Here is a 23,336-nt window from a genome sequence, read left to right as displayed (position 1 = left end):
AGGTTCCTCCTATTCCTGCGCAATAGCTACGACTCTCTGTTCCTTGGCCGATTGGTAACAGGCGTATACGATTCGTTGGGAAATCATATACTTCTCCCCTTCAGTCTCGAAATAGCTGCTGTCCCCTGAACGCAGACCGTCAATGAAATGCTGATGGGTGGAAATGACGCTGCCGCCTTTCCAGCCGTCCGGAATCTGGTAGGCATGCTCCTGCTCGGTCCCGCCGCGTAAGGTAATGAAGATGCGCCCGTCCTCATCGAGCCGCAAATTGCCAAGCTCGCCCTCCAGCTTCATCCAGCCGTAGGTTGGCGGACGAACCTCTTCCGCATAAACAGCCCGGTTGGCATCATAGATGCCTGTCATGCCATTGACAAAATTGAACAGCACAGTCGCCGCATCTTCGCCTTGTATGAGAGGGTTCCAGGTTCTCACCTGGCAGTACACGCTCTCAATTTCTCCGAACAAATACCTAAACGTATCAATCCAGTGTACTCCGGTTTCATAGAGCAGAAACTTTTCCATATCCTTGAAATAGGGCTGCAGCGGGTAAGGAGAATCGCCGAAGCCGTCACCGGGGCGCATTGCAAAATAAACCTGAAACAGGCGGCCCAGCCGGTCTGAATCAATAATCCTGCGGATTTCTCTATACCAGCCCTGCCAGCGCCAGTTCTCATTAATCATGACCGGCACACCCTTGTCTTTGCAGTAGTGGACCAGCAGTTCACTTTCCTCCTGGGTGGGAGCGACAGGCTTTTGGCACAGGACGGCAATCCCCCGGTCTGCAGCGATTTGGGCGTATTCATAATGACAATCTGGTGGAGTACAAATATCCAAAAAGTCCGGTTTTAAGCAGTTTATCAGCTCATGAATCTCCGTATCTGCTCCCCAGTTGGGGATCTGATAAGCTTCTGCCAGTTTTCTGGCTCCTTCAGCATCCCGGCTGACAACCGCTATAATTCTACCACCCTGAACCTCGGCCCAGGCCTCCATCTGAATTTGGGCAAAATGACCTGAACCAACAATTATTCCTTGGAGTTGCTCCATGACTGTGCCCCCTCATGCCGCTTGATCAATGCCTCGACTATTGCATCTCCCACTTCTGACGTGGAGGATTTGCCACCGATATCTCCAGTGCGGATGACTCCTTCTTTTAATACTGTTGCCACCGCCGCCTCGATGTCTTTGCCCGCCTGGATTAGGGCATTATCCCGATGCTGTTCCCCCAGCCAGTCAAGCATCATTCCGCCTGAGAGGATCGTCGCTATCGGGTTGGCAATTTGCTGGCCGGCGATCCCCGGTGCTGAACCGTGCGAAGGCTGGAACATGGCATGACGGTCGCCAATATCACCGGATGGCGCAAGTCCAAGTCCGCCGATGGTAGCTGACGAGAGGTCAGACAGGATGTCTGCGAACATATTTTCCGCTACCAGAACATCGTATTGGAAAGGCTGGATGACTTGATAGAACGCCATCGCATCCACATAGGCATAGTCTTTTGCAATATCAGGATAATTGGCCGCTACCTCATCGTAAATTTTACGGAAATAGGCATAGGAGCTTAACACATTGGCTTTATCCACGCAGGTTACCATCGATTTCCCGTCAGCAGCACGGCCTTTGCGCTTCGCGGCCAGCCGGAAGGCATAGTCAACAATCTTCTGTGTGCCGGTTCTGGTGATGATAATGGTATCGGTTGCAATTTCGTCCCGGACATTACAGCCCCCGGTGCGCGAGGCGTACAGTCCTTCGATATTTTCCCGGACCACTACATAATCGATGCCTTTTTCCTGTTCCCGCAATGGCCCCGGAACGCCTTCATATAGCTTCACCGGCCGCACACCTGCATACAAATCCAAGTCGAACCGCAGCCGGAAAATAACGTCCCCGTTAACTTCCCGTCCATCCGGATGCCGCGCTTCGAACAGGCCGATTGCTCCCATTAGCATCGCATCGGCCGCTTTGCACTGTGCAAACTGCTCTTCGGTCATCGCTTTGCCTATCTTCAGGAATTGGCCGGAGCTTGCTCCGTTATGTTCAAATTCAAGATCAAACGAACCATACATCCGCTGTACAGTGCGTAATACCTTTAATGCTTCCTCAGTAACCTCAGGTCCGATTCCGTCTCCAGCCAGTACAGAAATATTATATCTGCTCATTTTCCAGTTCTCCTCGTCTCCAAATAGGGTTATTCATTCTATTGAGCTGTAACTTCTCAATTAAAGCAGCACTTTCTTCTCCAGCACCTCTCCGGATTTCAGATGGATCACTGCCTTCCATTCCTTGTCCTCCTGCTGTTCAAGCACAGGGCTCTGATACCAGTTGAATACGAAGTTGATAAAAAACGGCTCGTCATAGCTTAAATGCTCCAGCTCACCGTTGCGGTAGAACTCTACATAATCGATCGTTTCTGGATATACGCTGGCCAGTCTAATCCACCTTTTTCCGTCTACGGTGATATCCTTTTCCAGACCCTGCAGATAATACTGCTCTTCAAAAGGGATCTCCGGCAGCGCAATGCCGATGGTTCTGGCCATCCGGTAAGCGAAAAACCGGTCTTCCCCTTCCGTAATCCCCCAATCTGCCGGCGGTTCTTGCTTGGTCAGATTATTGTAATAACCCCAGGAGGTATGCTGGCGGAAGGCTACCTCCATGTTGCCCAGTGCCTGGGAGTCCTCATTGCAAAGAATCGGTTTATCGGGCGCCCAGCTTCTAAGCTGGCAGACATCGTTGTAATACTGCTGCCGGGTTCGTCCGTTCCCATGGTAGAAGACAATGTCACTCTCCTGGGCAACCTGTTCGCTGATACCGGGTGCGGTGGAGCTGCAGCCGACAAGCATTCCGCCGGATTCATTCTTGGCCATTTCCATCAGCGTGACTATGCCTTCAGGAAACTCCAGCAGGGAATGCTTCTTGGTCAGATCATGTTCATTGGCGATCTCGATAATCACATTGGTGTACCCGCCCTGCTTGAGGAACCGTGAAGCTGTACGGGTTGCCTCCAGTACCGCCCGCCCGCTCTGCAACCGCTCTGCCTGGAAGAAATAGAAGAAGCAGACGATAACCACCATGCCGATCTCATCTGCGGCGCGGATTAAGCGGTCCAGTCGGTTGGCATATGCAGGATCAAAGCTTGTGCCGTCCTCGCCAAAAGGATTGTTGTTCAGCTTCTCATTGAACAAGGTAAAGCAAGGCCCGCCGCCTTGAAGCCCTACTGTAAATGCGCGGAGGCCATGGGCGTACCATTCCGGGAGAGCCGCGATCAGGTCATCGGTATTCTTCTCCGGATCAAATGTTCGTTCAAAACGGTTAAACCGCTCCGGCTGCTCACTGTCATCGAAGATACCCTGAATAAATCTTGCGTTCATCAATAAGCCATGAGCCTCGGGGCGGCTGCCCTGAATCTCTTCATATACTTTCTTGCCGTTAATATAAAAATCCGTGCCTGCGGTGCTTAGTACGGTTTTGCCCATTACGTACACTCCCTGCTGCCGAAACCGGCATTAGTATGGATAGTTCGGTTTGCACACTACATCAAAGATCATGCAGCTTAAAGATCCGCTTCGGATTGTCGTAAAAAATCGCTTCCAATTGTTCGTCTGTTAGACCGATGTTGTTATACTTCGCCAGCTCCACCGGGATGTTGCTGATATGGTCGGAGCCCATAATGATTTTATGGATCCCCACCTGATCAATCATCTTTCGTGTCATATAGGTCTGGCACCAGGAAGGCTCGAGATAGATGTTCTCACAATGCTTGGCTGCGACGAGCGCTTCATCCGCATACACAGCAAAGCCTGCATGACACAGTACAAAGGATACACCGGGATAACGCTTGGCCGGATCAATCATCAGCGACGGGAGCGAGAACGGATTCCCCGTCCCGGTGTGCACCAGAACCGGAACCTGATGCAGCTCGGCCAGCTCATAGACTTTATTGCAGAGCTTGGATAACGGGCTGATATTGTGTCCCAAGGGATGCAACTTAATGGCCACGAACCCGAACTGCCTGATGCAGCGCTCCACTTCCGCCACATAAATCTCTTCCTCCAGCCAGGGATCCAGACTGGTCATCCCATAAACCCGCTGCGGGTATTTTCTCATCATTTCACCGATGTGAGTGTGAACATCATAGACATTTTCCAGCGTCGGCTGAGGCATTACAAGTCCGGCTGCAATGCCGAACTTATCCATTGCCCGGATCAGGTCTTCTTCCGTTGTACTTACTCCTGAAAATTTAGAAGTACCCAAATGCATGTGCGTATCGATGATTTTAATCCTGGATCACCTCTTTGCAACTTGTGTTTTCTTTTTTTGTATACATTGTATACCTTGTATACAGGTAATATTAATCGCTTACAATTTCTTTGTCAAACGTTTTTTAACTTTATTTATTAGCAGTCAGAAAATTAATTCCATTGCGCTAAGAAAATAAGTTTCGCTCCCGCAGCTGCTTCATTTGACTGGCGCTACCGTCGTAACAGTCTAACCTGATCTTTTCCTTTTTATATTTATATCCAAAAACGGAATCGCGTCCGCATCGCCGGCTATCTCCCCGCACATGCCGTCTACTTTCCTTCCTCATGGTCCGCGTTTATCTCTCCAAGGCACGCTTTGTGCCAATTGTCATTACAGGAGTTTTAAACATCAATTTCTAAACACTCTAGTTTTTCAGCTGTCATGCCTTATTTTCACTTCGGAATACCAGATTATCCATTATCCTTATCCCCCGGGACTTTTTCGCAATAGTGTGTTCCATTGGACAATATAAAAAGTCGTTCCGGGAAGGAACGACTTTGGAATCAATAAAGATTAGGATTACTTTATGGAGATGCCCGCTTCAAAACCTTCTTTGATGGCCTGCAGCGCATTGCTCGTTTTTAGCGCTCCACCAGCAACAACGACATGGTCCGATATGGTTTTTAGTTCTTCGGCCAGTTTATTATTGGGTCTATACCTTAGGGCGAGTTTCACACCCAGCTTATCTAACTCATTAATTATCTAGGCTGTGTAGGTCGCCAATTCTCCCTTACTTGGCGGGTAAGCTGCCGATACGAATTGACCGCTTAAAAATCCCCTCTTTTCAAATAAGCTGACTTCATGGCCTTTTACTGCCGATATTCTGGCTGCTTCCAAGCCACCTTGACCCCCGCCGACAACCACAACTGTTATCGGTTTAGCAACTGGAGTATAGTCTAACTCCCACTCCCGCCCCAGCGACGGGTTAACCAGACAGGCCAGCATACCGTCCGCCACTAATACGTTTTATTCGCCGACTTCATGGTGGAATGGCTTGAAATGATGAAATACCAAGTTGAAATCACCACCCACTCGGCTTGTAGTTTTGCTGTTAACAACAAGAGCGTCCCGTACTTCCGGGAAAAAGGAATTTATCTGCCGGACCTGCAACCCAAACATCTTCGCGATTTTTATCTGTATGTCTTGAAAAAATTTGAGTTGACCACAAACACGGTACTGCATTATCATGCCAACATTCGACAGGCTTTGCAACACGCTTTTGAAATGGACACGATTCCTTCGAACCCCACAGACAAAGTCAAGCGGCTCAAGAAGAGTCAATTCATCGGAAGCTACTATACTTGTGATGAACTCAACGATTTGTTCGAGGTAGTGAAAGGTGACCCAGTGGAGTTGGCTGTCATACTGGCCGCTTTTTACGGGCTGCGGCGAAGTGAAATTGTCGGACTGAAATGGGACGCCATTAACTTTCAGCATCAGACCATTACCATTCGGCATAGCCATTACTCTACGACCGCCAACATTTATGTTCATCTTGAATACAGCTCAAAGCTTTCTTCGGCCCAAGTAATGAGCAATACCTTACAAATTCCGAGTATGCAAAAAGCTCCTGAATCTCCACAAAAGGAAACTCAAGAGCTCGTTCATTACAAAATTGATGCGGTCGAGAGGACTCGAACCTCCACGGGGGGTTAGCCCACACGGACCTGAACCGTGCGCGTCTGCCAATTCCGCCACGACCGCGTATTTCGTCGATGCAATTGTTTTGCAGCAACGAAATTTATAATATCACGCTTCTCTATAAGAGTCAATCAAAAAATTAAATTCGCAACATCAGCTCAAAAGTGGTTGAGCCTTGGGTGTTGGACAGATGGAGTTCGCCGCCGTGCAGCTCGGCGATTTGTCTGGCGATGGCGAGTCCCAGCCCGGAACTCCCCTCTTCCCGCCGAGCGGCGTCCCCGCGGACAAAGGGATCAAAGATGGTTTTTTTCAACTCATCAGAGATACCAACGCCATTATCCGCAACTGCAAGGGAGAGGCACTGCTCCGATTCCGTGAGTTGAACGGTGACCCGTGTGCCTGGAGGATTATGCTGCAGGGCGTTGGACAACAGATTGGACACAGCCCTTCGTATCAGATTCGGATCACATTTCGCCATCACTTCCTCCGCCGGAATTTCCACCTCTAACTGGAAGTTTTTAGCTTCTAACGGCTCATAAAAATCAGCGGCAATCTCGCGCAGCAATTCGGCGACATCCACCAGTTCCATAGCCATAGGATAACCAGGCCGATCCAGCTTAGCCAGATTGAAAATCTGATCGATCAGCGCCGTGACATGAGTCGCTTTGTTGGAGATCAGCCGCAGAAAGCGTTTCTTTTCCTCCTCATTCTCGAGTATTCCCAGCTCCAGAGCTTTGGCATAGCCCTGAATCGTCGTAATGGGGGTCTTCAGATCATGGGACAGATCGGCCAGCATCCGCCGCTTGCTCTCCTGAAGCCGCCGATTCTCCGCTTCCGACCGCTCCAGCGATTCCGCCATATCATTAAAGCGCTGCTGAATGACGGAAAACTCATATCCTGCGGCAATATTCAACCGTTCGCTGTACTTCCCCTCCTCCATCCTTCGAATGGCAGAAGCAATCTGTTCCAGCGGTCCGGTGATCCGCTTGGCCGTCCACAAGCTGTATAAGAGACTGCTTGCGGCGAACACCCCCAGGAACAGGAGCAACTCCAGCAAATTCACTTCGATAGTCCGGTTATCCATATCCAGCACAAAAGCAAGGAAGGTCAGAATGACGGCACCCAACGAAACAGCAAACAGAACATAGGTCTTGAACATAGCATAAAAAAGCTTGCCCTGGTTCACCGCAAATCCCCCTTTTTGGCGAATTTGTACCCAAGTCCGCGAATGGTTTGAATATAGAACGGCTGCTTGGGCGAGTCCTCGATCTTGTCTCTCAGCCTGGAGATATGGACCATGACCGTATTGGCATCCTCATAATAATGATCCGACCATACTTGCTCAAACAGCTGTTTTTTGGTAAAAACACGTCCCGGCGATTGCATCAGTGTGGAGAGAAGCTTATATTCAATCGCCGTCAAAGGAATCTCCCGTCCGTTTTTGTACAGCGTGCAATCCCGATGGCTGAGCCTCAGCTCCCCGTTGACCGTGTCCTCCGTTTGCTCAAGCTCAGGCCCGGCGGATTCATTAAAATCATAACTTCTGCGCAGCATGGCCTGAATTCGGGCCACCACCTCCAGCGGATTAAACGGCTTAGAAATAAAGTCATCCGCGCCCATTTGCAAGCCCATGATTTTGTCGTCATCCTGATTTTTGGCGGACAACAGAATGACAGGCAGCTTATATTCCGTACGCAGCAGCTGCAATAGCCGCACCCCATCCATTTCCGGCATCATGATATCCAGCACGGCAAGATCGATGTTTTCCCGCTGAATACATTCCCACGCCTCCATCCCATTATAAGCTTCCACGATGCGGATGCCTTCCTTCACAAGAAACAACCTCAGCAATTCCACGATCTCCCGGTTATCATCCACAAGCAACACCGTTCTTTGCACAAACCGGCCCCCTGTCCCAGCTTTTAGCATATACTCCAGTTTACCATGCCAATTGCCGTTTCACGTCCATTTAAGATGAATTTAAGATTGCCTGTTTTACACGATCTTTTTGTTCTATTGGAACATGCTCTCGATTCATTTCTCCTAAAAAAATAACAACCGCAGCTTCATATTGTCGTTAACAGCACAATATGAACCTGCGGTTCATTCGGAACATAAAGCCGCCAGATAAGATTCCAGGAGGCTTTCCAGCCTTTCCACCGGCAGCCGGTCCGGTTGCATGATTTTATGCATGGCTAATCCGTCGATGAACGCATACAATTTCTCGGTCTCCAGTTCGATATTCAGATTGGGCCGGGCTAACCGGTTTCGTATGATCTCTTCCAGCACGAAACGGGAGGCTTTATGTAACCCGTCCTGAATATTCGCGCTTAACCTCCGCAATTCGGGATATACCAAGGCCTTCGCATGAAAAGCAAACCATACCTCCATTTCCAGCGTTCTCTCCTCATCGGCAGGCAAAAACTGCAGCAGCAATCTTTTTAAGTCCGCCAGCAGAGGTCCTGTTAGCTCAAAAGCCTCCAATCTTTTCTCGACCCGTTCAACGAATATATTCATGCAAAAAGTAAACAGTTCAACCTGAGATGAGAAATAATGGCGCATAGACCCGACCGACAGCCCCGCCTCCTCCGCAATTTTACGCACGGTAGCCTGTTCCAGGCCGGATTGCCGGATCACTCTTAATGCGGCTTCAGCGACTAAACGTCTTTGCGTTTCATGGTTCACGATTTTTGGCATAGTCCTATTATACCCTCTTCCCCTTTTTAGTACAACGTGCTAAAATCCTTTTTAGTACATTGTACTAAATAAACAGAAATGAGAGAGGAACCTTTACATGGGCAAACGCGAAAAAAAGAAAACATCGGTATGGAGAAAATTGATATACGGTTTTGGGGTTACATTCGCCGTTGGGATCACTCTGATCAGCGCTGGTTTCACTTATGAAGCCATCGCTTCGAAACAAGCCGCGAAAGACTATCCTCCTCCCGGCCAAATGGTCGATGTGGGCGGATATGATCTTCATTTGGTGAAATCGGGCAGCGGGTCCCCAACGATTGTGCTCGAGGCGGGAAGCGGAGAAACAAGTTTGTCCTGGCGTGATATCCCGGACAAGCTCGCCTCTTATGCGACGGTCGTCACCTATGACCGGGCGGGGTATGCATGGAGCGAAAAGGCCACGCGCGAACGCACCGGGGATCAGATCGTCCGCGAGCTTTACAGCGCATTGAAGCAGGAAAATATCCCAGGGCCTTACCTCATGGTCGGACACTCTTTGGGCGGGATGTATGCCCGGCTGTTCGCCCAAACCTACCCGGACGAAGTCATGGGCTTGGTCCTTGTTGACGCCAGACCCGAGGATGATGCCCGGGATACCCAAGCGATCCTGGAAGCGGAGAATTTTACCGGAAACCCGCCGGCTTCCACCCTTAAGCTGCTCAAGCAGTCGGGTATCCTGCACCTGTTTCAAGACGCTTTGCTGGGAGGCTTGGTGGCGGAGGAAGACCGGGGACAATTTATCAATGTGATTGCGACCCCAAGCTATTTTGAAGCGAAGGAAGAAGAAGCGGAGCTTGCCTATACCACCGAAGATGCCATTCGGGGACAACGTTTAGGCGCTTTGCCGGTGCGAATTATTGCCCGCGGTCTCCCGCAGAATTACGCCCAAGTGGGCATTTCGGAAACCGCTGGTCAGAAGCTTGAGGCGATCTGGCAGTCCGGACAGCGAAAAATGCTGGATATCTCCACGGACAGCCGTTTAATCGTCGCGGAAAAAAGCGGCCATATGGTCATTCATGACCAGCCGGAACTGGTCGTGGATACCATTCTCGATGTATTGCATGGGCGGTAGAACCTAATTCTCATAACATCCTAAATTTTGCTATAAATTTCCTTGATTTTCTATTGAAAAAAGCGCTTTAATAGATAGTAGTACCTGTGAAAACAGTAGATTGAACAACCGTGAACTTCATCGGCTACGGGCAGGCAGTTCAACGGATGGAGCACAAACGGACAGGTTAGGAGGCGCTGATGTAGATAGCCGTCATCTGCTTTGGATTTTGAACTCCTCCACATTTCCTTATTACGAAAGGAGTTATAATTATGAAGGCAAAGATGTCTATGATCATGATTTTAAGCCTTGTGTTGTTGCTTGCATTCAATCTCACCGCATTTGCCGCCGAACCCGAAACCGAGACCGTGAATCCGCCTGATGTTATTGACCATCTCGTTAAGGCCGAACCAGGGGTTGACGTTAGCGAAGCCAATCAGCATAAAATAGTCAATGATTTGGATAGCATTGACAGTTCCCAACGCATAGAATCACATGCCGCCCGTACACTTGCTAGAACAAACGCCGTTTCCTCCACAACGGCCACTTATGCCACTTATTCGGGGGTATTGGCCCGGGAAGGAGAGTCTGCATACTTATACCCCATTTATGTACAAGCCGGCGAGATCTTGCAGGCCCAGCTTGACCTTCCCCGCTCGGAGCAGCTGGACTATGATCTGTATTTATATGAACTCGATGCGTCTACAAATACCCCGGTTGCTCTAATTGACTACTCCATTTACGGCACCTACTTTAACAATTATAGTTACGGGAGATCCACCATTTCGGAGAATGTCGGAGTAAAGAACAGTTCTTCGTCGGCAAAAGCTTATTTGCTTGAAGTCAACGCCAAAAAGGGCGGCAGCATCAATGATCCGTTTTATCTAACCGTTGCTATAAGTAGTGCGTATGACAGCTTCGAAACGGACGAAAATGCTTTTCACGCTTACGGTATCACAGTAAGTACAGGCGGCTCCTATCTTTCCAGCCGTTCGCTTAACTCCATCATCGATAATGACTGGTATGTGCTAACCGTGCCAAGCAGCCGAAATTATGATGCCATGAATATCACTTTAGACAGCGCTTCTGCCGCGAAAGGTTATAAAGCGGAGGTCTATGCGGTGCAGAGCGACAACCGGCTGCAATTAATCACGCCGACCAACAATAACGTACCGCTTGGCACAGGCTCATATTATCTCCGCGTTTATACCACAGGGACATACTCTGAAACTACCAATTATACTTTGGCCCTGACGCCCGTATTACGAGCCGAAAAAATTCAGATTATCGGCTTCAACTCGGACGGCGGACCTAACGATTATCCATCTTACTATTATGGAAAAAAATATCGAATCACCGGACGAACATTTACGGTGAACGGCAAGGTTACTACTGCGGATAATGTTCCGGTAGCCAACACAAGCGTCATCGTCCTATGGGAGAATCCGTATTGGTCCGAATCCAGCGGCAACCGGACAAGAGTCGGCTACGTGAATACCAACAGTGCCGGGGATTTTTCCGTAACCCTGAGTTTACCGCCCTCAACGGGAAGTATCAGCAATTATTTGCCCGGCCCGATCAGCTTCACCCATTATTACGATATATGCGGAGTAATCGCGGCGGTAGCCGACAATGTCGACGTTAATGCGCAGCAACAAGTGTATCATTTTGCGTACAGCATCTACGGAGGATAAATGAGATTAAGTTAAAAATATGGAAATACATGCCGATATATTTATATATATCGGCATGTATTTTTTATGGGGTTGTACGAGGAGGAATAACATGAAAATCGAAAGTAATGTTATCTCATCGCTTCCAAGAATCGACACTCAAAATCGGGGTAACAACCAAGCGAAAATGGAAACAGGTCCTGCCCTTCCGGGACACGACAGCGTGGAAATCAGCGAGGCCGCCAGGCAGTTGGCCGCCGGGACTGGCGGCCGGGAATTGCCAGTAGGCGCGATTAAGCACCATTCGATAAGGCCGTTTTTTACTGCCGAAATGGATGCTTCCTTAGAACAATTGCTCAGTGGAAAATCACCTGAAGTGGAAGAAGCCGTAAATTACTTAATTAGCTCCAACTTTGTTCCGGACGGCTCCGTTTCGGATGAAAGCGAACGGGCGGCGCTGCTTGAGAGCGGGCTGGCTCAGGCGAAATTTATTGCGGACAATTACATGACAGGCGATGAAGCGGAGAAGTTCCTGGCCACCATGGATAAGATCGCAGCGTATGCCAAAACCAGAACGGTCGATCCTGAGACAGGTGAAGCAAGCTATATCGATATCCCTCGCAAACCTGAAGGCGCGCCTGATGATTATGTCAATTTCGACTCCTTGATGAAAAAATATGATCCGGAATCCGCTGATAAATTAGCCGAGATTGTCAAAGATATGGCGAATGGCGGCAGTGACGAAGGCTTTATGGAAATTCTGCTGGATTTTAATCAGAAGCTGATTAAGAACCCGCAATGGTCGAGGGATTATCGCGCTGAAAACAACTATGTGAATACGGTATTGAACAACACGAAAATCGACAACCGGTTTGCAGGCGCCGACACCTCAGATATAACCGCGTTCTTGGAAGATATGAACAGCAAGTTCCAGAATACAGCCTTTGAAAACAAAAACTTCTTAACAAGAAATATAGAGTATTTCGCACTTGTCCTCGGAAAACGGATCTAATCATGCGAAACCGGCCCGCAAATGCTGTAAAGCCATTTGCGGGCCGGTTTTTTAAGGCTTGTAATCAAAATCAGGAATCGAATGCCAGCGCTTTCTCAACTCGTGCGCGGCAGATTTCGGTTTGCGGTCGCGGGTGAAGACCCCTTTCTTGTTGCCCTGAACCCGAATGATATTTTGGCTCGTATGGAAGTCGGCGAAATTCCAGACGTGCTCCCCGGCAAAATTGCCGCACTCGTCGAACACTTCATGATTTGCCCGCAAAAACTCGACCTGGAATTCTTCGGTGAACATGACGGGATCGACATCGTGAAACCCGGCGATCGTATCCGCGCCATACTCCGTCATGATGATCGGCTTGTCCGGACAGCGTTTTTGCCAACCTGAGAATTCTTGGCGGAGCTTGGCTTTGGCCAGTTCCCACTCCCCGCCTTCCACATACCAGCCGTAATAGCGGTTTAAGCACAGGACATCCGCCAAATCCGATACTTTGCAGTGCTCGGGGCTTCCTTCCTGCAAGGTCACCACGGTGACGGGCCGCTTTTGCGGATCGCATTCCTTCGCAAGCCGGAACAGCGGTTCGAAATATTCGTATGCCCCGTCCTCCGCTGTCGCCGGTTCGTTGGCGATCGACCACATCACGACGCATGCGTGGTTTTTATCCCTTGCGATCAATTCACGAATCGCCTGCCGGTGCGCCTCGTGGGTTCTGATTTCCTGCCATGTGTTCCGTTTCGGGCCACCCGATTGAATCGCCATAAAGTTCAAATGCAAGCCGACAGCCGCCACCTCGTCGATGACCACGAGCCCTTCCCGGTCGGCCAAGCGCATAAGCTCCTCCGAATACGGATAGTGCGACGTACGGAACGAATTGGCGCCGATCCATTTCATCAAACGAAAATCCATCACATTGGCCGCCTCGTTGAGCCCTCTGCCGTGAATCGGGGAATCCTCATGCTTGCCGAATCCTTTAAAATAAAACGGTTTTCCGTTGATGAGGAACTTGCCTTCTTTTACCTCCACGGTGCGGATTCCGAAGGGCTGTTCATATTCGTCGATCGTCTCGCCGTTTTGCCGCAGCTCGATTTTCAGCGTGTACAAGTAAGCGTGAAGCGGCTCCCAGAGCTTTGCTTCCGCGACAAACAGGCTGCCTTGCGCCCCTTCCCCCGCCGCGACAACGGCTCCGTTCTCATCCAGAATACTGACCTTTGTTTCGGCCGTCCCGCCACCGATGTCCGCCTTATAATGCACCGCAGCGGAACCGTCTGGCCGCAAGTCGGATACGATTTCAACATCCCGAACGTAGACCCAAGGCGTTGTATAGATTTTGACCGGCCGGTGAAGCCCCGCGTAATTAAAGAAATCGAAATTCGGACGATTGCGGACGATTTTGCCGAGACCTTCCACCTCTTGCTCCGTATAGTTGCCGACGGGCAGCGTCGATTCATCCAGCACATTATGGACCGCAACGGTAAGCCGGTTTTTCCCCGCGGTTAAAAGTCCGTTGATCTCCGCCTCGAACGGCGTAAACCCGCCGGTGTGCCGGGCCGCCAGCCGGCCGTTGACGTACACCTTCGCTTCATGCGTGGCCGAACCGAAGCGGAGAACGATCCGCTCCGAGGAAAGCGCGCCCGGCACGGCGAATTCCCGCTCGTACCAAACCCAGCCGACATGATGGCGAATCTCGGCGCTAACCCCCGCATCATTGTAAGAAGAAGGGACCGCCATCGGGATCGTATCGGCAAGCGGCCGTTCATGCCATTTTTCGGTGAAGCCGCAGCCGGAATCGAGTTTGAAATTCCATATTCCGTTTAAATCGATGACCGCCCGGGAGGCGGTTACAATAGGGTAAAGCATCAGGGTCCCTCCTTATTTGGAATCGATGATTTTCTGAATGCGTTCCTGGGCGTTTTTAACGGTCGTATCCAGGTCCTGGGCTGACAGCATCATCGCGTCGAATTCTTCCACAAACACTTTTTCCAGCTCCGCATGGAACGGCACCGCGACCGCCGCCGTCGTTTGCTTCGTATTTTCAAGAACGTAGAGCAGGGAATCCTTGTCGATCATTTCCGGGGTTTTTGTGCCGGCAATAATACGATCGACGACTTCGTTCATATTCGCTTTTTTCCAGGAAGGAAAGTACTTCCCTTGCAGCGTAATTCCCTCCGTCGTGTACCAGCGGATGAACGTGTACGCTTCCTGCTTGTGCTTCGAATTGCTGTAGATCCCCAGGACATCGCCGCTGACATTGCCCGAAACCCGATCTTCCTTGTTCACCTTCGGAAGGGGAGCAAACACCGTTTTGAACGTGGCCGGCACTTGTTCCGTTCCCCCGGCTTCCGGAACCAGAAACGTGCCCATCGTAATCATGCTCGTGTCCTGATTGAAATATTGCGGGCGGTAGTTTAATTTCTGGCTGACGACTTCGGCATACGGCGTCACGGAGCCTTCCTTCTCCCCTTGCAGCCGAAGTTCCAGCGACTTGCGGACGTACGGCGTATCTACGTTTGCTTTCGTTCCGTCGTCCGTGGTCAAGTTCGCTCCGGCAGCTTGATTCATATTCTGAATAAAGTACGCCATCGTGGCCCAGCTATGGAAATAGGTTCCGTATCTTGTTTTGCCGCCATCGGTTTTCGTCATCGCCTTGGCATACTGCATATACTCATCCCACGTCCAATCCTTCGGCAGCTCAAGCCCCGCCTCTTTAAGATGATTTTCATTGATGAACACCAGCGGCAGGCTTGATTTACCCGGCAGCCCGTACGTTTTTCCCGCGATTCTGGTGTCTACCGTATACTCGTCCGCAAGCACGGCGCCTTCTTTCTCCAAATAGCTGTCGATTGGTTCCAACATGCCAAGCTCCATACGCTGGCTGAGGAAATTCATGTTGCTGAACATCATCACGTCCAGATCTTCCCCGGAGGCGGCCGCCAGATCGAGCTTCTTGTAATATTCGTTGGAATTGTTGTCTTCCGCGGAAACGAACTCCACTTTGATATTCGGATACTTCTTCTCAAATTCCGCGATGGCGACATCCCAGTTATCGGTTTTCTTCGGGTACCAGGTATGCAGTTTGATGGTTACCGTACCATTGTCCGGCGCGCCGCCGTTCGAACCGGCTCCCTGATCCGGGTTAGCTCCCGAACCGGAAGCACATCCCGAAACGATAAGCGCAAGGATTGCCGACGCGGCGATAAAACGAATCCATTTTCTTTTCAACATGTGAGTTCCCCCTTGGTTAATTTAAATAAGAGATCAAAAAGTCAGGTTTTCAGCACCGAGAAGGTTGGATGAAGCTAGGGACTGAGGAGCGGAGCGTACGTTTTGGGTACGTGAGCACCTGAAATGTTTCCGTAGGAAACATGCTTCGGAAGCATGTGCTAAGGCCCGGCTGAATTCAAGATTCGATGCCGATTAAGCTCCATAGTTCTACTTCGTGATCAAAAGATGACTTTTTGATTTCCTCTTTATCCTTTGACACTTCCCGAGGCCACCCCTTCAATCACTTGCTTCTGGCCTGCGATGAAGATGATCAACAATGGCAAGATTGCGGATACAGCGCCCGCCATCATAAGCGAATAAAATTCGCCGTTAAAATCGGCAAATTTGCGGATGCCGAGCTGCAGCGTAAACAACGAATCGGTACGCAGGAAGATAAGCGGATTCTGATAATCGTTCCAAGTCCAAATGAAACGGAGAATCATGTAGGTCGCAAGCGCGGGTTTGACCAGCGGCAACCCGATCCGGAAAAAGATTCGCCAGTGATTCGCTCCGTCGATTCTCGCGGATTCGATAATTTCGTTGTGGACCCCCATGAAAAACTGCCGCAACAAAAATGTGCCCAGCACCCCCGAAGCGCCCAATAGCACAAGGCCAAGGTGATTGTCGAACAACCCGAGCCAGCGAAACATGATAAACTGCGGTACGAGAATGGCTTGATACGGAATCATGTACGTAGCCAGCACCAGCATAAACACCACCTCCCGTCCTTTGAAATTAACCTTGGAGAATCCGTAGGCCGCCATGGCGGAGATGATCAAAGACAATGCGGTCGTCAGCAAGGTCACTTTGATGCTGTTCAGATAATAAAGCGCGAACGGGATGCTTCCGAGCCATACCTGGCTGTAGTTTTCAACGATTTTCCACGTGCTCGGGATCCACTGTATCGGATATGTCATCACCTCAAGCTCCGGCTTGAACGATGCCGATAACATCCACAGGAACGGCAGAATAAAGAAGATTCCCGCAATGCCCATAAGCGCCGTAATGATGACCCGGTTTAGACGTATGGTTTTCATGTTTAACGGCCTCCTAGTAATTTACCCACTTCTTCTGTCCGACCCATTGGATCAGGGTGATGAACAAAATCAGAATTAATAGAACGATACCCATGGCGGACGCATATCCGGATTCCAGATTGACGAAGGCCGCTTCATACAGGTAGAACACGATGACAGAGGTCGAGCCCGCCGGCCCGCCGTTCGTCAACACCATAATCAGGTCAAACACCTTAAATGATCCCACCACCCCCGTAATCAACAGGAAAAAGGTCGTCGGCGACAGCATGGGCAGCGTAATGCTGAAGAATTGGCGAAGCGGCGAAGCGCCGTCCACGTCGGCCGCCTCATACAGGTCCTTGGGAATGCCTTGCAACCCGGCGAGATAAATGATCATGTTAAACCCTAGCGAAGTCCAGACCATGATGATCATGACGGCCAGCAGCGCGTAATTCGGATCCGCCAGCCACATCGGCGGGTGATCGATGCCGATCGACCGCAAAAAACCGTTAATCGGACCGCTGTTGGGATGAAACAGCACTCTCCATAGCAAAGCGATCGCCACAATACTGGAAATAAACGGCATGAAATAAATGACTTTGAAAAAGCTTTTAAAGTACGTTCCTTTGTTGATCAGCGCCGCCAGCACCATCGCGAGGAACATGGACACCGGAACGACCGCGATCAACACGATGTTGTTCCGCAAGGAGCGGTGAAACGCTTCGTCCCGAAACAAATGGAGGTAGTTGTCCCACCCGACGAATTTCAGCCCGCCGAGGCCCGCAATGAAATTCCAGTCCGAAAAGCTGATCACCCCCGACAGCAGAATCGGGATGACGACCAGCGTCATCGTCAGAGCCAGCATCGGTAAAATAAACAGATATCCGGTAACGGTTTCATAAAACGCTTGCTTTCGAATCACCCTCATCACCTCATTGTCTTTCTCTGTTTCCCCCTCATTATAGGCACGGCGTATCCGGCGCACATGGAACGATTTTTTCTAATCGAAAAAAAATTTGCGATATTTTTTGCCGCTTAGAAAAAAATGTTGAATGAAACGGTCCAAGAAATGCTTTAATATTTCCTTATAACACAATCGATTTATTGCGGCCGAGGTGGTGGACAACAAATGGGAATAAGGCTGAACTTCAAGCATGTGTCCCTGCGGAAAAAACTGATTCTTACTTCAATCGCTTGCCTTGTGCTGCCGGCGATCGGCATGCTTTATACAACCGGCGTGTATTCCAAAATTATCATTCGCGAGCATACGCTGGGAAAAGCGAGGCAATCGCTCATGATTACGCAGTCTCAAGTGGAAGCAATCCTGGAGGAAATGGTTTCCATATCGAATTTCGTCCAATTCGATCCGGAAATTAAAACGTTATTGGAAGAGGCCAAAGAAAGTCCAGTGGCCGCGAGGCAGCTGACGACCCGGTTGGAGCAAATCGCCGGCGAGAAGCGGGACCTGCGCCTGACCTTGCTGACGAGGGACGGTCGGGCATATTCCGACTACTCGTTCTACGACTTTGAGCCGCAGCTTTTTTTCCGGGAGGACTGGTTTTCGCAGGCGGAGCACCTGACGGCTTTCGAGACGTTATTTTTGGGCGGACTCGATAATTACCTGCCTCCGCTGTACCCTGAACAGAAGTATGTGTATATGACCGCACGGGCCTTGACCGAGACCGTAAATAAACCGCCGTTTGCCTATCTCATTGTTAGCCGAACGGAGGACACCTTCCGGGAGCTTTTTGCCGGTATGGAGGAGGACGTGTTTCTGCTGGATGAAAACAACCGGATCATCTCGAATCGTAATGCCGATTTAATCGGAAGCCAGTTTGAGAGTGTACTGCCGTGGGAGGTGCCCGCTTCACCGGAGATTATTCAAGCAGGCGGAGAAAATCAACTGTTTCTTTCGCTCCCGCTGCGTTTTTCGGGATGGAAGCTCGTGAGCGTAGCCCCTTATGAGCAGCTTACGGGAAAATTGAACGGAATGTATCGAACGATGTTAATACTGCAAGCCATGTTCGCTATCGGCTTTTTGCTCGCCCTCACCTATTTATTGCGGCGCTTCACCAAGCCGGTGCTGGCGCTCGGGGAAGCGGCGAAGAAAGTGGAGTCCGGGGATTTGAGCGTGCGTTCCAACATTCGCGGACCTGATGAAATCGGCCGGCTCGGCCGTTCGTTCGACTTTATGCTCGATCGCATCGAGCAAATCCTGACACAGGTGAAGATGGAGCAGGAATTGAAGCGGCAAGCGGAAATGGCGATGCTGCAGGCGCAAGTTCATCCCCATTTTCTATTTAACGTCCTAAGCTCGATCCGCTTGAAATTGTTGATGAAAGGCGATGAAGAAACCGCCCTCGTCGTCGGTTCGCTATCTTCGTTGCTGCGGGCAAGCCTTTCCAAGCAGGATGAATTTGCCCTTCTCTACGCTGAAATCGAAACAGCCAAACAATATACGGACTTGATGAAATTTACCACGCGCTTTCCGATCGAGACCCGTTGGGAAATTCAGGCGGACCCGTTTGCCGCTACCGTGCCCCGCTTTATCTTGCAGCCGATTATCGAGAACGCTTACAAACACGCATTTTCCCGGAGCGGCGGGATAATCTCAGTCAAAGCGCAAAGCGCCGGCCCCTCCTTAAAAATAACGGTTGAAGATAACGGCCTGGGCATGACCCCAGAGTCGCTTGAGGAATTAAAGAAACGCCTGAACTACCAAAAGCGGGATCTAATCGAGCAAATGGCCCTGGGAGAAGAAATCCCGTCCGCCGGAATCGGACTGTTTAACGTTTACAGCCGCTTGAAATTGCTATACGGGGATCGGTTCGATATCGACATTCAAAGCGAATACGGCCGGGGAACAAGCGTGGAGCTGCTGTTGCCGATCGAAAAAACAGGGGAGGATGACCATCATGTTTAAAGTTCTTATCGCCGACGATCATTATACGGTTTTGGAATATTTAAGCGCCGGCATTCCTTGGCCGAAGCTGGGTCTGGAATTGGCCGCCGTTTGTTCCGACGGCGGCGAAGCCTGGGAGGCTTGTCAGATCCATCGTCCGGACATTCTCGTAACGGATATCGGAATGCCCGTGATGGACGGACTGGAATTAATCGAAAAAGCGCGCGCGGTCAACCCAAGGCTGAAAGCGGTCATCTTGTCTTGCCACGAAGATTTTCACTACGCGCAGGCGGCCGTAAAGCTTAATGTGTGCGATTATATTTTGAAGGAAAGTCTCCGGATCGATCAGGTCGTTTCCGTACTGGGCCGGTTGGCGAATCAATTGACCGAGGAAAAACGGTTGGAAAACGACCGGAACCAACTCCAAAACGTAGTTCAGCAGAATTTATCCGCTATACGTTCCCGATTCATCCGCAAATTTCTTGAACAACCGGTCTGGAACGAAGCGGAATGGGCAAACGAATTTCAAAATTTCGGAATCCTTCTCCGGGGCGGCGTTCCTTATCTTCCGGTTGCCGCCTGGCCGGAACGGGCCGCTGAATTGGAAATCCGCTTTGGCGGAGCCGTCAACATGCAGTTCGTCATCGATAACGCCTTGCAGGAGTTAGTCCGGTTGAGCGAGAGCTTTATATTTGTGCTCAACGAACAGCAATACCTGTTTTTGTTCCCCTTTCCGCATACGTTAAAACGAAATCTTTATGAGGACGTGCGGGAAGAACTGCTTCGTGTTCAACAACAAATGCATCAGCATTTGCGCGTCGGTATTTCGTTTATTCGCGGTGAAGTCAGCGGCGATTTGCTCCAATTGAAAAAAGAAATTCAGCGGTTGTTTGACGCCAAAACGTTCCGTTTCTATGCGGGCGAGCGTATCTATGCGAAAATGCTGCCTGTGGAGACGACGAAAGAGGATCTCTTCCTGCATTATTCCAAAGCCCTGCAAGAGCTGAAAGATTGCATTTTTTCCGGGAACAAGGCCCGGATTTCGCTGGCCGTCAAAGAGTGGAAACAAGTTATCGAAAGCGGGGTATATCCGGTCGAAGCCGTTAATTGCTGGGTGCTGAAAATGACCATGGAACTCCAGCTCAAGTACACCGTCATGCAAAACTTCGTCACGAGCTTCGACACCGAAATGCTGCAGCGGAAGATCGCTTCGATCGAAACACTGGACCATCTCATGGAATGGCTTCAGGCTTTTCTTGAAAAGAAATCCGTCGAAATAGAGGCGCTGCGAGAACAAACCGTACGCCGGGAAATTGCCGAAGCGCAGCGATACGTCCAAATCCACACAGGCAAGAAGATCGCGATGGAGGAAATGGCGCATCGTCTAAACCTGAACCCGTCTCATTTCAGCCGGATTTTCAAGCAGGAAACCGGGGAAACCTTCGTCGAATTCGTCACCCGCACGAAAATGGAAAGAGCGCAGGAGTTGTTGAACCAGTCCGATTTGAACGTTGCGGAAATTTCCGAGCAGCTTGGATATGAGCATACGAGCTATTTTATCAAGCTATTCCGGAATTTCGCCGGCATGTCCCCGAACGAGTTCCGGAAGTCGATTTAACCTGTTCTAAATTGAGAGTTTACTTGTTCAGACAATGCAGCAGACAAAAAAAGCTTCCAGCTCCCACTTAAGCAGTGGTCTGGAAGCTTTTTTGACGTTCACGAAATTCGCAGCTCAACTGTCGTAGAGACAAAATCACCCTATGCTCTGATGAAGAATTGCAAATCATACAACTAACTTTATATCCATCTGCCCAATCATTCGTTTTAAGTGTATTTTACCCAAGCCCCGCCGGCATTCGCCGACTTATCCTCCGCTTCGACCAGCGCCACCGAAGCGGCGGCGCTTTCCGGCGTGCAAATGACGATCGGCTTGTCGTGGATAATCGCCCCGATGAAATGCTTCATCTCCCGATAATAGCCGTCATCCGTTGGCAGTTCCGGCTTAAAGCCCGGCTGGTCATTGGGATTAACAGTTACGGAGCTGCCGTCGAAGACGATGTTCCCCCGTTCAAAGTTGACCCGGTAGCCCATGTAAAAACCGAAATCCCCCTCCAGCGTCCAGTCTACCTGGGCGTTGATCACCTTGCCGTCCGGGTAGGCGTAGTGGGTGGACGCGATATCGTAGCCGCTGCCCGGGATCACGTTCCGCCCGATGGTTGACACCTTCTCCGGGGCTCCAAACAGCCACTGGATCATATCGGCATCGTGAATATGCATATCCAGCAGAGCTGCCCCGCTTAATTGCTCGGTGAGAAACCAATCTTTCGGCGCTCCCGAGCCGCGGTAGAAATATCCGGCAGTCGGCTGGCCAAAACGTTGTTCCGCAATCACTTCTTTCAGGTACTCATAACCCGGCCAAAAGCGCAGGCACTGTCCGACCATCAGCTTGCGGCCGTGCTTCTTGGCGGTCTCGGCCATTTGGCGGGCATCGGCGGAATAGCGGGCCATCGGCTTTTCGCAGAATACATGGTACCCCCGTTCCAGAAGCGAGCAAGCCATCTCTGCATGCAGGTAGGTGGGAACGGCCAGATCGATCATATCGAGCTGCTCTGCGGCAAGCATTTTCTCCAGATGATCATACAGCCGGTAGGAAGACAGATCATAAATCTCCTGCCCCGTCGACATGTTGCCGTTCGCTTTACTGTCCTTCAATTCATCAATCCTCAGATCGCAAATCGCCACAAGTTCAATCGGCTCCCCTTCGGCCATCAGACGAACATAATTGTCAAAATGCATCCGGCCCATAAAGCCGAAGCCGACAAGACCAATTTTCAGCATTGCGCTGCCTCCTTAAAGTACGCGTTCAATAAAACTGCCTCTTATAGTTAATAAGCTTCTTTTCGTCCCAGAATGGCATCCATAGCCGCCGAGGTATTGAAAATGATCTGTTCGGAATAATGTTCATAATGCGGGATCATTTCGGCCGTGACGTAATTGGTGTAGCCGGCCTCGCGCAGCGCGGCCACAACAGCGGGATAATCGACATTGCCTGCCAAGAGGTCCACAAAACCATGCAGCCCGCCGGCTTCGCGGCGATAATCCTTGAAGTGCACCTTCTTGATGCGCGGCCCCAGGATCCGAACCCAATGCTCCGGATAACCCGCGTACAGAACGTTGCCGATGTCCAAATAGGAACCGACATAAGGCGAGCCCACGGCGTCAAGAAAACCGCGCATTTCCAGCGGCGACAACAGGAATTTGTTCCACACATTTTCGATGCCGATGGAGACGCCTGCCTTCTCCGCTTCCCCCGCCAGCTTGCCGATCGCTTCCAAAGCACGGTCGTAGGCTTTGTCGTAAGGCACCACCTCAGAGCCGGGAATGAAATCCACGCCGACCGCCCCCGGAATCACCAGAATCGCGTCAACTCCAAGCGCCGCCGCCAGCTCCAATTGCTTTTTGCAGATGTCGGACGCCTTGCTCCGGACAGCCTCCTGCTCGCTGGTCATGGAATAAGTCCAATACAAGCCTGTGGCCAAACCGCATATTTCCAGCCCCGCGTCCTCCACTTGCCGGCGGATTTGGACGGCTTCTTTTTCCGTAGTCTGCAGACCAAGCTCGCCTTCCTCGTTCAAGGACAATTCAATCCCTTCAAAGCCGGCCGCCTTCGCCAGGCGCGCGCTTTCCGCAATGGCTGTCCCTTCGCGGAACGACCAGATGTTAATTCCCTTCTTCATCTTCATTCCTCCCT

20 protein-coding genes and 1 tRNA gene are annotated in these 23,336 nt (G+C 50.5%); 6 read left to right on the top strand and 15 right to left on the bottom strand.

Annotation, left to right across the window (positions count from 1 at the left end; genetic code table 11):
• Positions 1-9: 9 nt before the first annotated feature.
• From ACLD72_RS00940 to ACLD72_RS00920, 5 genes are all read right to left on the bottom strand, one after another.
• Positions 10-1,044 carry a Gfo/Idh/MocA family protein gene (locus ACLD72_RS00940; protein WP_410995085.1) on the bottom strand — a complete coding sequence of 345 codons (1,035 nt, stop codon included), beginning with the start codon at positions 1,042-1,044 and terminating at the stop codon, positions 10-12.
• Positions 1,023-2,156 carry an isocitrate/isopropylmalate dehydrogenase family protein gene (locus ACLD72_RS00935; RefSeq protein WP_410995086.1) on the bottom strand — a complete coding sequence of 378 codons (1,134 nt, stop codon included), beginning with the start codon at positions 2,154-2,156 and terminating at the stop codon, positions 1,023-1,025. Before ACLD72_RS00935 ends, ACLD72_RS00940 begins: the two co-directional genes overlap by 22 nt.
• A gap of 60 nt (positions 2,157-2,216) precedes the next feature.
• A complete protein-coding gene (locus ACLD72_RS00930) occupies positions 2,217-3,470 on the bottom strand; it encodes a hypothetical protein (protein ID WP_410995088.1) in 1,254 nt (417 codons plus the stop codon).
• 61 nt (positions 3,471-3,531) lie between these two features.
• The gene (locus tag ACLD72_RS00925) at positions 3,532-4,191 is read right to left on the bottom strand and encodes an amidohydrolase family protein (protein ID WP_410995089.1); all 660 of its coding nucleotides are present in this window, start codon (positions 4,189-4,191) and stop codon (positions 3,532-3,534) included.
• 807 nt (positions 4,192-4,998) lie between these two features.
• Complete coding sequence (locus ACLD72_RS00920) at positions 4,999-5,241, bottom strand: FAD-dependent oxidoreductase (protein WP_410995091.1); 243 nt, start codon at positions 5,239-5,241, stop codon at positions 4,999-5,001.
• Positions 5,242-5,277: 36 nt separating this feature from the next.
• On the opposite strand from ACLD72_RS00920, the gene ACLD72_RS00915 reads away from it, so the two are divergent.
• Entirely contained in the window at positions 5,278-5,952 is a 675-nt protein-coding gene (locus ACLD72_RS00915; RefSeq protein ID WP_458475461.1) for a tyrosine-type recombinase/integrase, read from the top strand.
• Here ACLD72_RS00915 and ACLD72_RS00910 read toward each other — a convergent pair.
• From ACLD72_RS00910 to ACLD72_RS00895, 4 genes are all read right to left on the bottom strand, one after another.
• A tRNA-Leu gene (locus tag ACLD72_RS00910) sits at positions 5,916-6,000 on the bottom strand. The genes ACLD72_RS00915 and ACLD72_RS00910 overlap by 37 nt on opposite strands.
• Before the next feature lie 76 nt (positions 6,001-6,076).
• Positions 6,077-7,123 carry a sensor histidine kinase gene (locus tag ACLD72_RS00905; protein WP_410995094.1) on the bottom strand — a complete coding sequence of 349 codons (1,047 nt, stop codon included), beginning with the start codon at positions 7,121-7,123 and terminating at the stop codon, positions 6,077-6,079.
• On the bottom strand, positions 7,120-7,836 hold the full coding sequence (locus ACLD72_RS00900) for a response regulator transcription factor (protein WP_410995096.1): 717 nt from the start codon (positions 7,834-7,836) through the stop codon (positions 7,120-7,122). The genes ACLD72_RS00905 and ACLD72_RS00900 overlap by 4 nt, the downstream gene beginning before the upstream one ends.
• A gap of 204 nt (positions 7,837-8,040) precedes the next feature.
• Entirely contained in the window at positions 8,041-8,634 is a 594-nt protein-coding gene (locus ACLD72_RS00895; RefSeq protein WP_410995097.1) for a TetR/AcrR family transcriptional regulator, read from the bottom strand.
• Between the two features lie 97 nt (positions 8,635-8,731).
• Here ACLD72_RS00895 and ACLD72_RS00890 point away from each other — a divergent pair, with 97 nt between their 5' ends.
• The 3 genes from ACLD72_RS00890 to ACLD72_RS00880 all read left to right on the top strand — a co-directional run bounded on the left by ACLD72_RS00890 (position 8,732) and on the right by ACLD72_RS00880 (position 12,409).
• Positions 8,732-9,745: an alpha/beta fold hydrolase gene (locus ACLD72_RS00890; protein ID WP_410995098.1), complete on the top strand. Its 1,014-nt coding sequence runs from the start codon at positions 8,732-8,734 to the stop codon at positions 9,743-9,745.
• Positions 9,746-9,993: 248 nt separating this feature from the next.
• Complete coding sequence (locus tag ACLD72_RS00885) at positions 9,994-11,418, top strand: hypothetical protein (RefSeq protein WP_410995291.1); 1,425 nt, start codon at positions 9,994-9,996, stop codon at positions 11,416-11,418.
• Positions 11,419-11,509: 91 nt separating this feature from the next.
• A complete protein-coding gene (locus ACLD72_RS00880; protein ID WP_410995099.1) occupies positions 11,510-12,409 on the top strand; it encodes a hypothetical protein in 900 nt (299 codons plus the stop codon).
• A gap of 51 nt (positions 12,410-12,460) precedes the next feature.
• On the opposite strand, the gene uidA is transcribed toward ACLD72_RS00880, so the two are convergent.
• From uidA to ACLD72_RS00860, 4 genes are all read right to left on the bottom strand, one after another.
• Positions 12,461-14,263 carry a beta-glucuronidase gene (uidA, locus tag ACLD72_RS00875; protein ID WP_410995100.1) on the bottom strand — a complete coding sequence of 601 codons (1,803 nt, stop codon included), beginning with the start codon at positions 14,261-14,263 and terminating at the stop codon, positions 12,461-12,463.
• Between the two features lie 12 nt (positions 14,264-14,275).
• Positions 14,276-15,628 carry an ABC transporter substrate-binding protein gene (locus tag ACLD72_RS00870; protein WP_410995101.1) on the bottom strand — a complete coding sequence of 451 codons (1,353 nt, stop codon included), beginning with the start codon at positions 15,626-15,628 and terminating at the stop codon, positions 14,276-14,278.
• Between the two features lie 245 nt (positions 15,629-15,873).
• The gene (locus ACLD72_RS00865; protein ID WP_410995102.1) at positions 15,874-16,704 is read right to left on the bottom strand and encodes a carbohydrate ABC transporter permease; all 831 of its coding nucleotides are present in this window, start codon (positions 16,702-16,704) and stop codon (positions 15,874-15,876) included.
• A 13-nt stretch (positions 16,705-16,717) separates the two neighbouring features.
• A complete protein-coding gene (locus ACLD72_RS00860; RefSeq protein ID WP_410995103.1) occupies positions 16,718-17,611 on the bottom strand; it encodes a carbohydrate ABC transporter permease in 894 nt (297 codons plus the stop codon).
• Positions 17,612-17,812: 201 nt separating this feature from the next.
• Here ACLD72_RS00860 and ACLD72_RS00855 point away from each other — a divergent pair, with 201 nt between their 5' ends.
• Positions 17,813-19,606 (top strand): sensor histidine kinase, encoded by a 1,794-nt coding sequence (locus ACLD72_RS00855; protein ID WP_410995105.1) that lies wholly within the window; start codon positions 17,813-17,815, stop codon positions 19,604-19,606.
• Positions 19,599-21,203, top strand: a complete 1,605-nt coding sequence (locus tag ACLD72_RS00850; protein ID WP_410995106.1) for a helix-turn-helix domain-containing protein — start codon at positions 19,599-19,601, stop codon at positions 21,201-21,203. The genes ACLD72_RS00855 and ACLD72_RS00850 overlap by 8 nt, the downstream gene beginning before the upstream one ends.
• A gap of 206 nt (positions 21,204-21,409) precedes the next feature.
• Here the strand turns inward: ACLD72_RS00850 and ACLD72_RS00845 are convergent, their stop codons facing one another.
• Both ACLD72_RS00845 and ACLD72_RS00840 read right to left on the bottom strand, forming a co-directional pair.
• Positions 21,410-22,423, bottom strand: a complete 1,014-nt coding sequence (locus tag ACLD72_RS00845) for a Gfo/Idh/MocA family protein (RefSeq protein WP_410995107.1) — start codon at positions 22,421-22,423, stop codon at positions 21,410-21,412.
• 47 nt (positions 22,424-22,470) lie between these two features.
• A complete protein-coding gene (locus ACLD72_RS00840) occupies positions 22,471-23,322 on the bottom strand; it encodes a sugar phosphate isomerase/epimerase family protein (RefSeq protein ID WP_410995108.1) in 852 nt (283 codons plus the stop codon).
• Positions 23,323-23,336 lie beyond the last annotated feature (14 nt).

Source organism: Paenibacillus lacisediminis (genome assembly GCF_046567315.2).
The sequence above is the reverse complement of the archived record's forward strand: the minus strand, read 5'-3'. Positions and strand labels throughout refer to the sequence as shown.

What these genes read in the sequence shown, in the direction of transcription:
- ACLD72_RS00855 (WP_410995105.1), top strand. Translation starts at nt 17,813, where the DNA reads ATGGGAATAAGGCTGAACTTCAAGCATGTGTCCCTGCGGAAAAAACTG.
- ACLD72_RS00895 (WP_410995097.1), bottom strand. Translation starts at nt 8,634, where the DNA reads ATGCCAAAAATCGTGAACCATGAAACGCAAAGACGTTTAGTCGCTGAA.
- ACLD72_RS00940 (WP_410995085.1), bottom strand. Translation starts at nt 1,044, where the DNA reads ATGGAGCAACTCCAAGGAATAATTGTTGGTTCAGGTCATTTTGCCCAA.
- ACLD72_RS00880 (WP_410995099.1), top strand. Translation starts at nt 11,510, where the DNA reads ATGAAAATCGAAAGTAATGTTATCTCATCGCTTCCAAGAATCGACACT.
- ACLD72_RS00850 (WP_410995106.1), top strand. Translation starts at nt 19,599, where the DNA reads ATGTTTAAAGTTCTTATCGCCGACGATCATTATACGGTTTTGGAATAT.
- uidA (WP_410995100.1), bottom strand. Translation starts at nt 14,263, where the DNA reads ATGCTTTACCCTATTGTAACCGCCTCCCGGGCGGTCATCGATTTAAAC.
- ACLD72_RS00915 (WP_458475461.1), top strand. Translation starts at nt 5,278, where the DNA reads ATGGTGGAATGGCTTGAAATGATGAAATACCAAGTTGAAATCACCACC.
- ACLD72_RS00840 (WP_410995108.1), bottom strand. Translation starts at nt 23,322, where the DNA reads ATGAAGAAGGGAATTAACATCTGGTCGTTCCGCGAAGGGACAGCCATT.
- ACLD72_RS00845 (WP_410995107.1), bottom strand. Translation starts at nt 22,423, where the DNA reads ATGCTGAAAATTGGTCTTGTCGGCTTCGGCTTTATGGGCCGGATGCAT.
- ACLD72_RS00930 (WP_410995088.1), bottom strand. Translation starts at nt 3,470, where the DNA reads ATGGGCAAAACCGTACTAAGCACCGCAGGCACGGATTTTTATATTAAC.
- ACLD72_RS00920 (WP_410995091.1), bottom strand. Translation starts at nt 5,241, where the DNA reads ATGCTGGCCTGTCTGGTTAACCCGTCGCTGGGGCGGGAGTGGGAGTTA.
- ACLD72_RS00860 (WP_410995103.1), bottom strand. Translation starts at nt 17,611, where the DNA reads ATGAGGGTGATTCGAAAGCAAGCGTTTTATGAAACCGTTACCGGATAT.
- ACLD72_RS00925 (WP_410995089.1), bottom strand. Translation starts at nt 4,191, where the DNA reads ATGGATAAGTTCGGCATTGCAGCCGGACTTGTAATGCCTCAGCCGACG.
- ACLD72_RS00890 (WP_410995098.1), top strand. Translation starts at nt 8,732, where the DNA reads ATGGGCAAACGCGAAAAAAAGAAAACATCGGTATGGAGAAAATTGATA.
- ACLD72_RS00935 (WP_410995086.1), bottom strand. Translation starts at nt 2,156, where the DNA reads ATGAGCAGATATAATATTTCTGTACTGGCTGGAGACGGAATCGGACCT.
- ACLD72_RS00865 (WP_410995102.1), bottom strand. Translation starts at nt 16,704, where the DNA reads ATGAAAACCATACGTCTAAACCGGGTCATCATTACGGCGCTTATGGGC.
- ACLD72_RS00870 (WP_410995101.1), bottom strand. Translation starts at nt 15,628, where the DNA reads ATGTTGAAAAGAAAATGGATTCGTTTTATCGCCGCGTCGGCAATCCTT.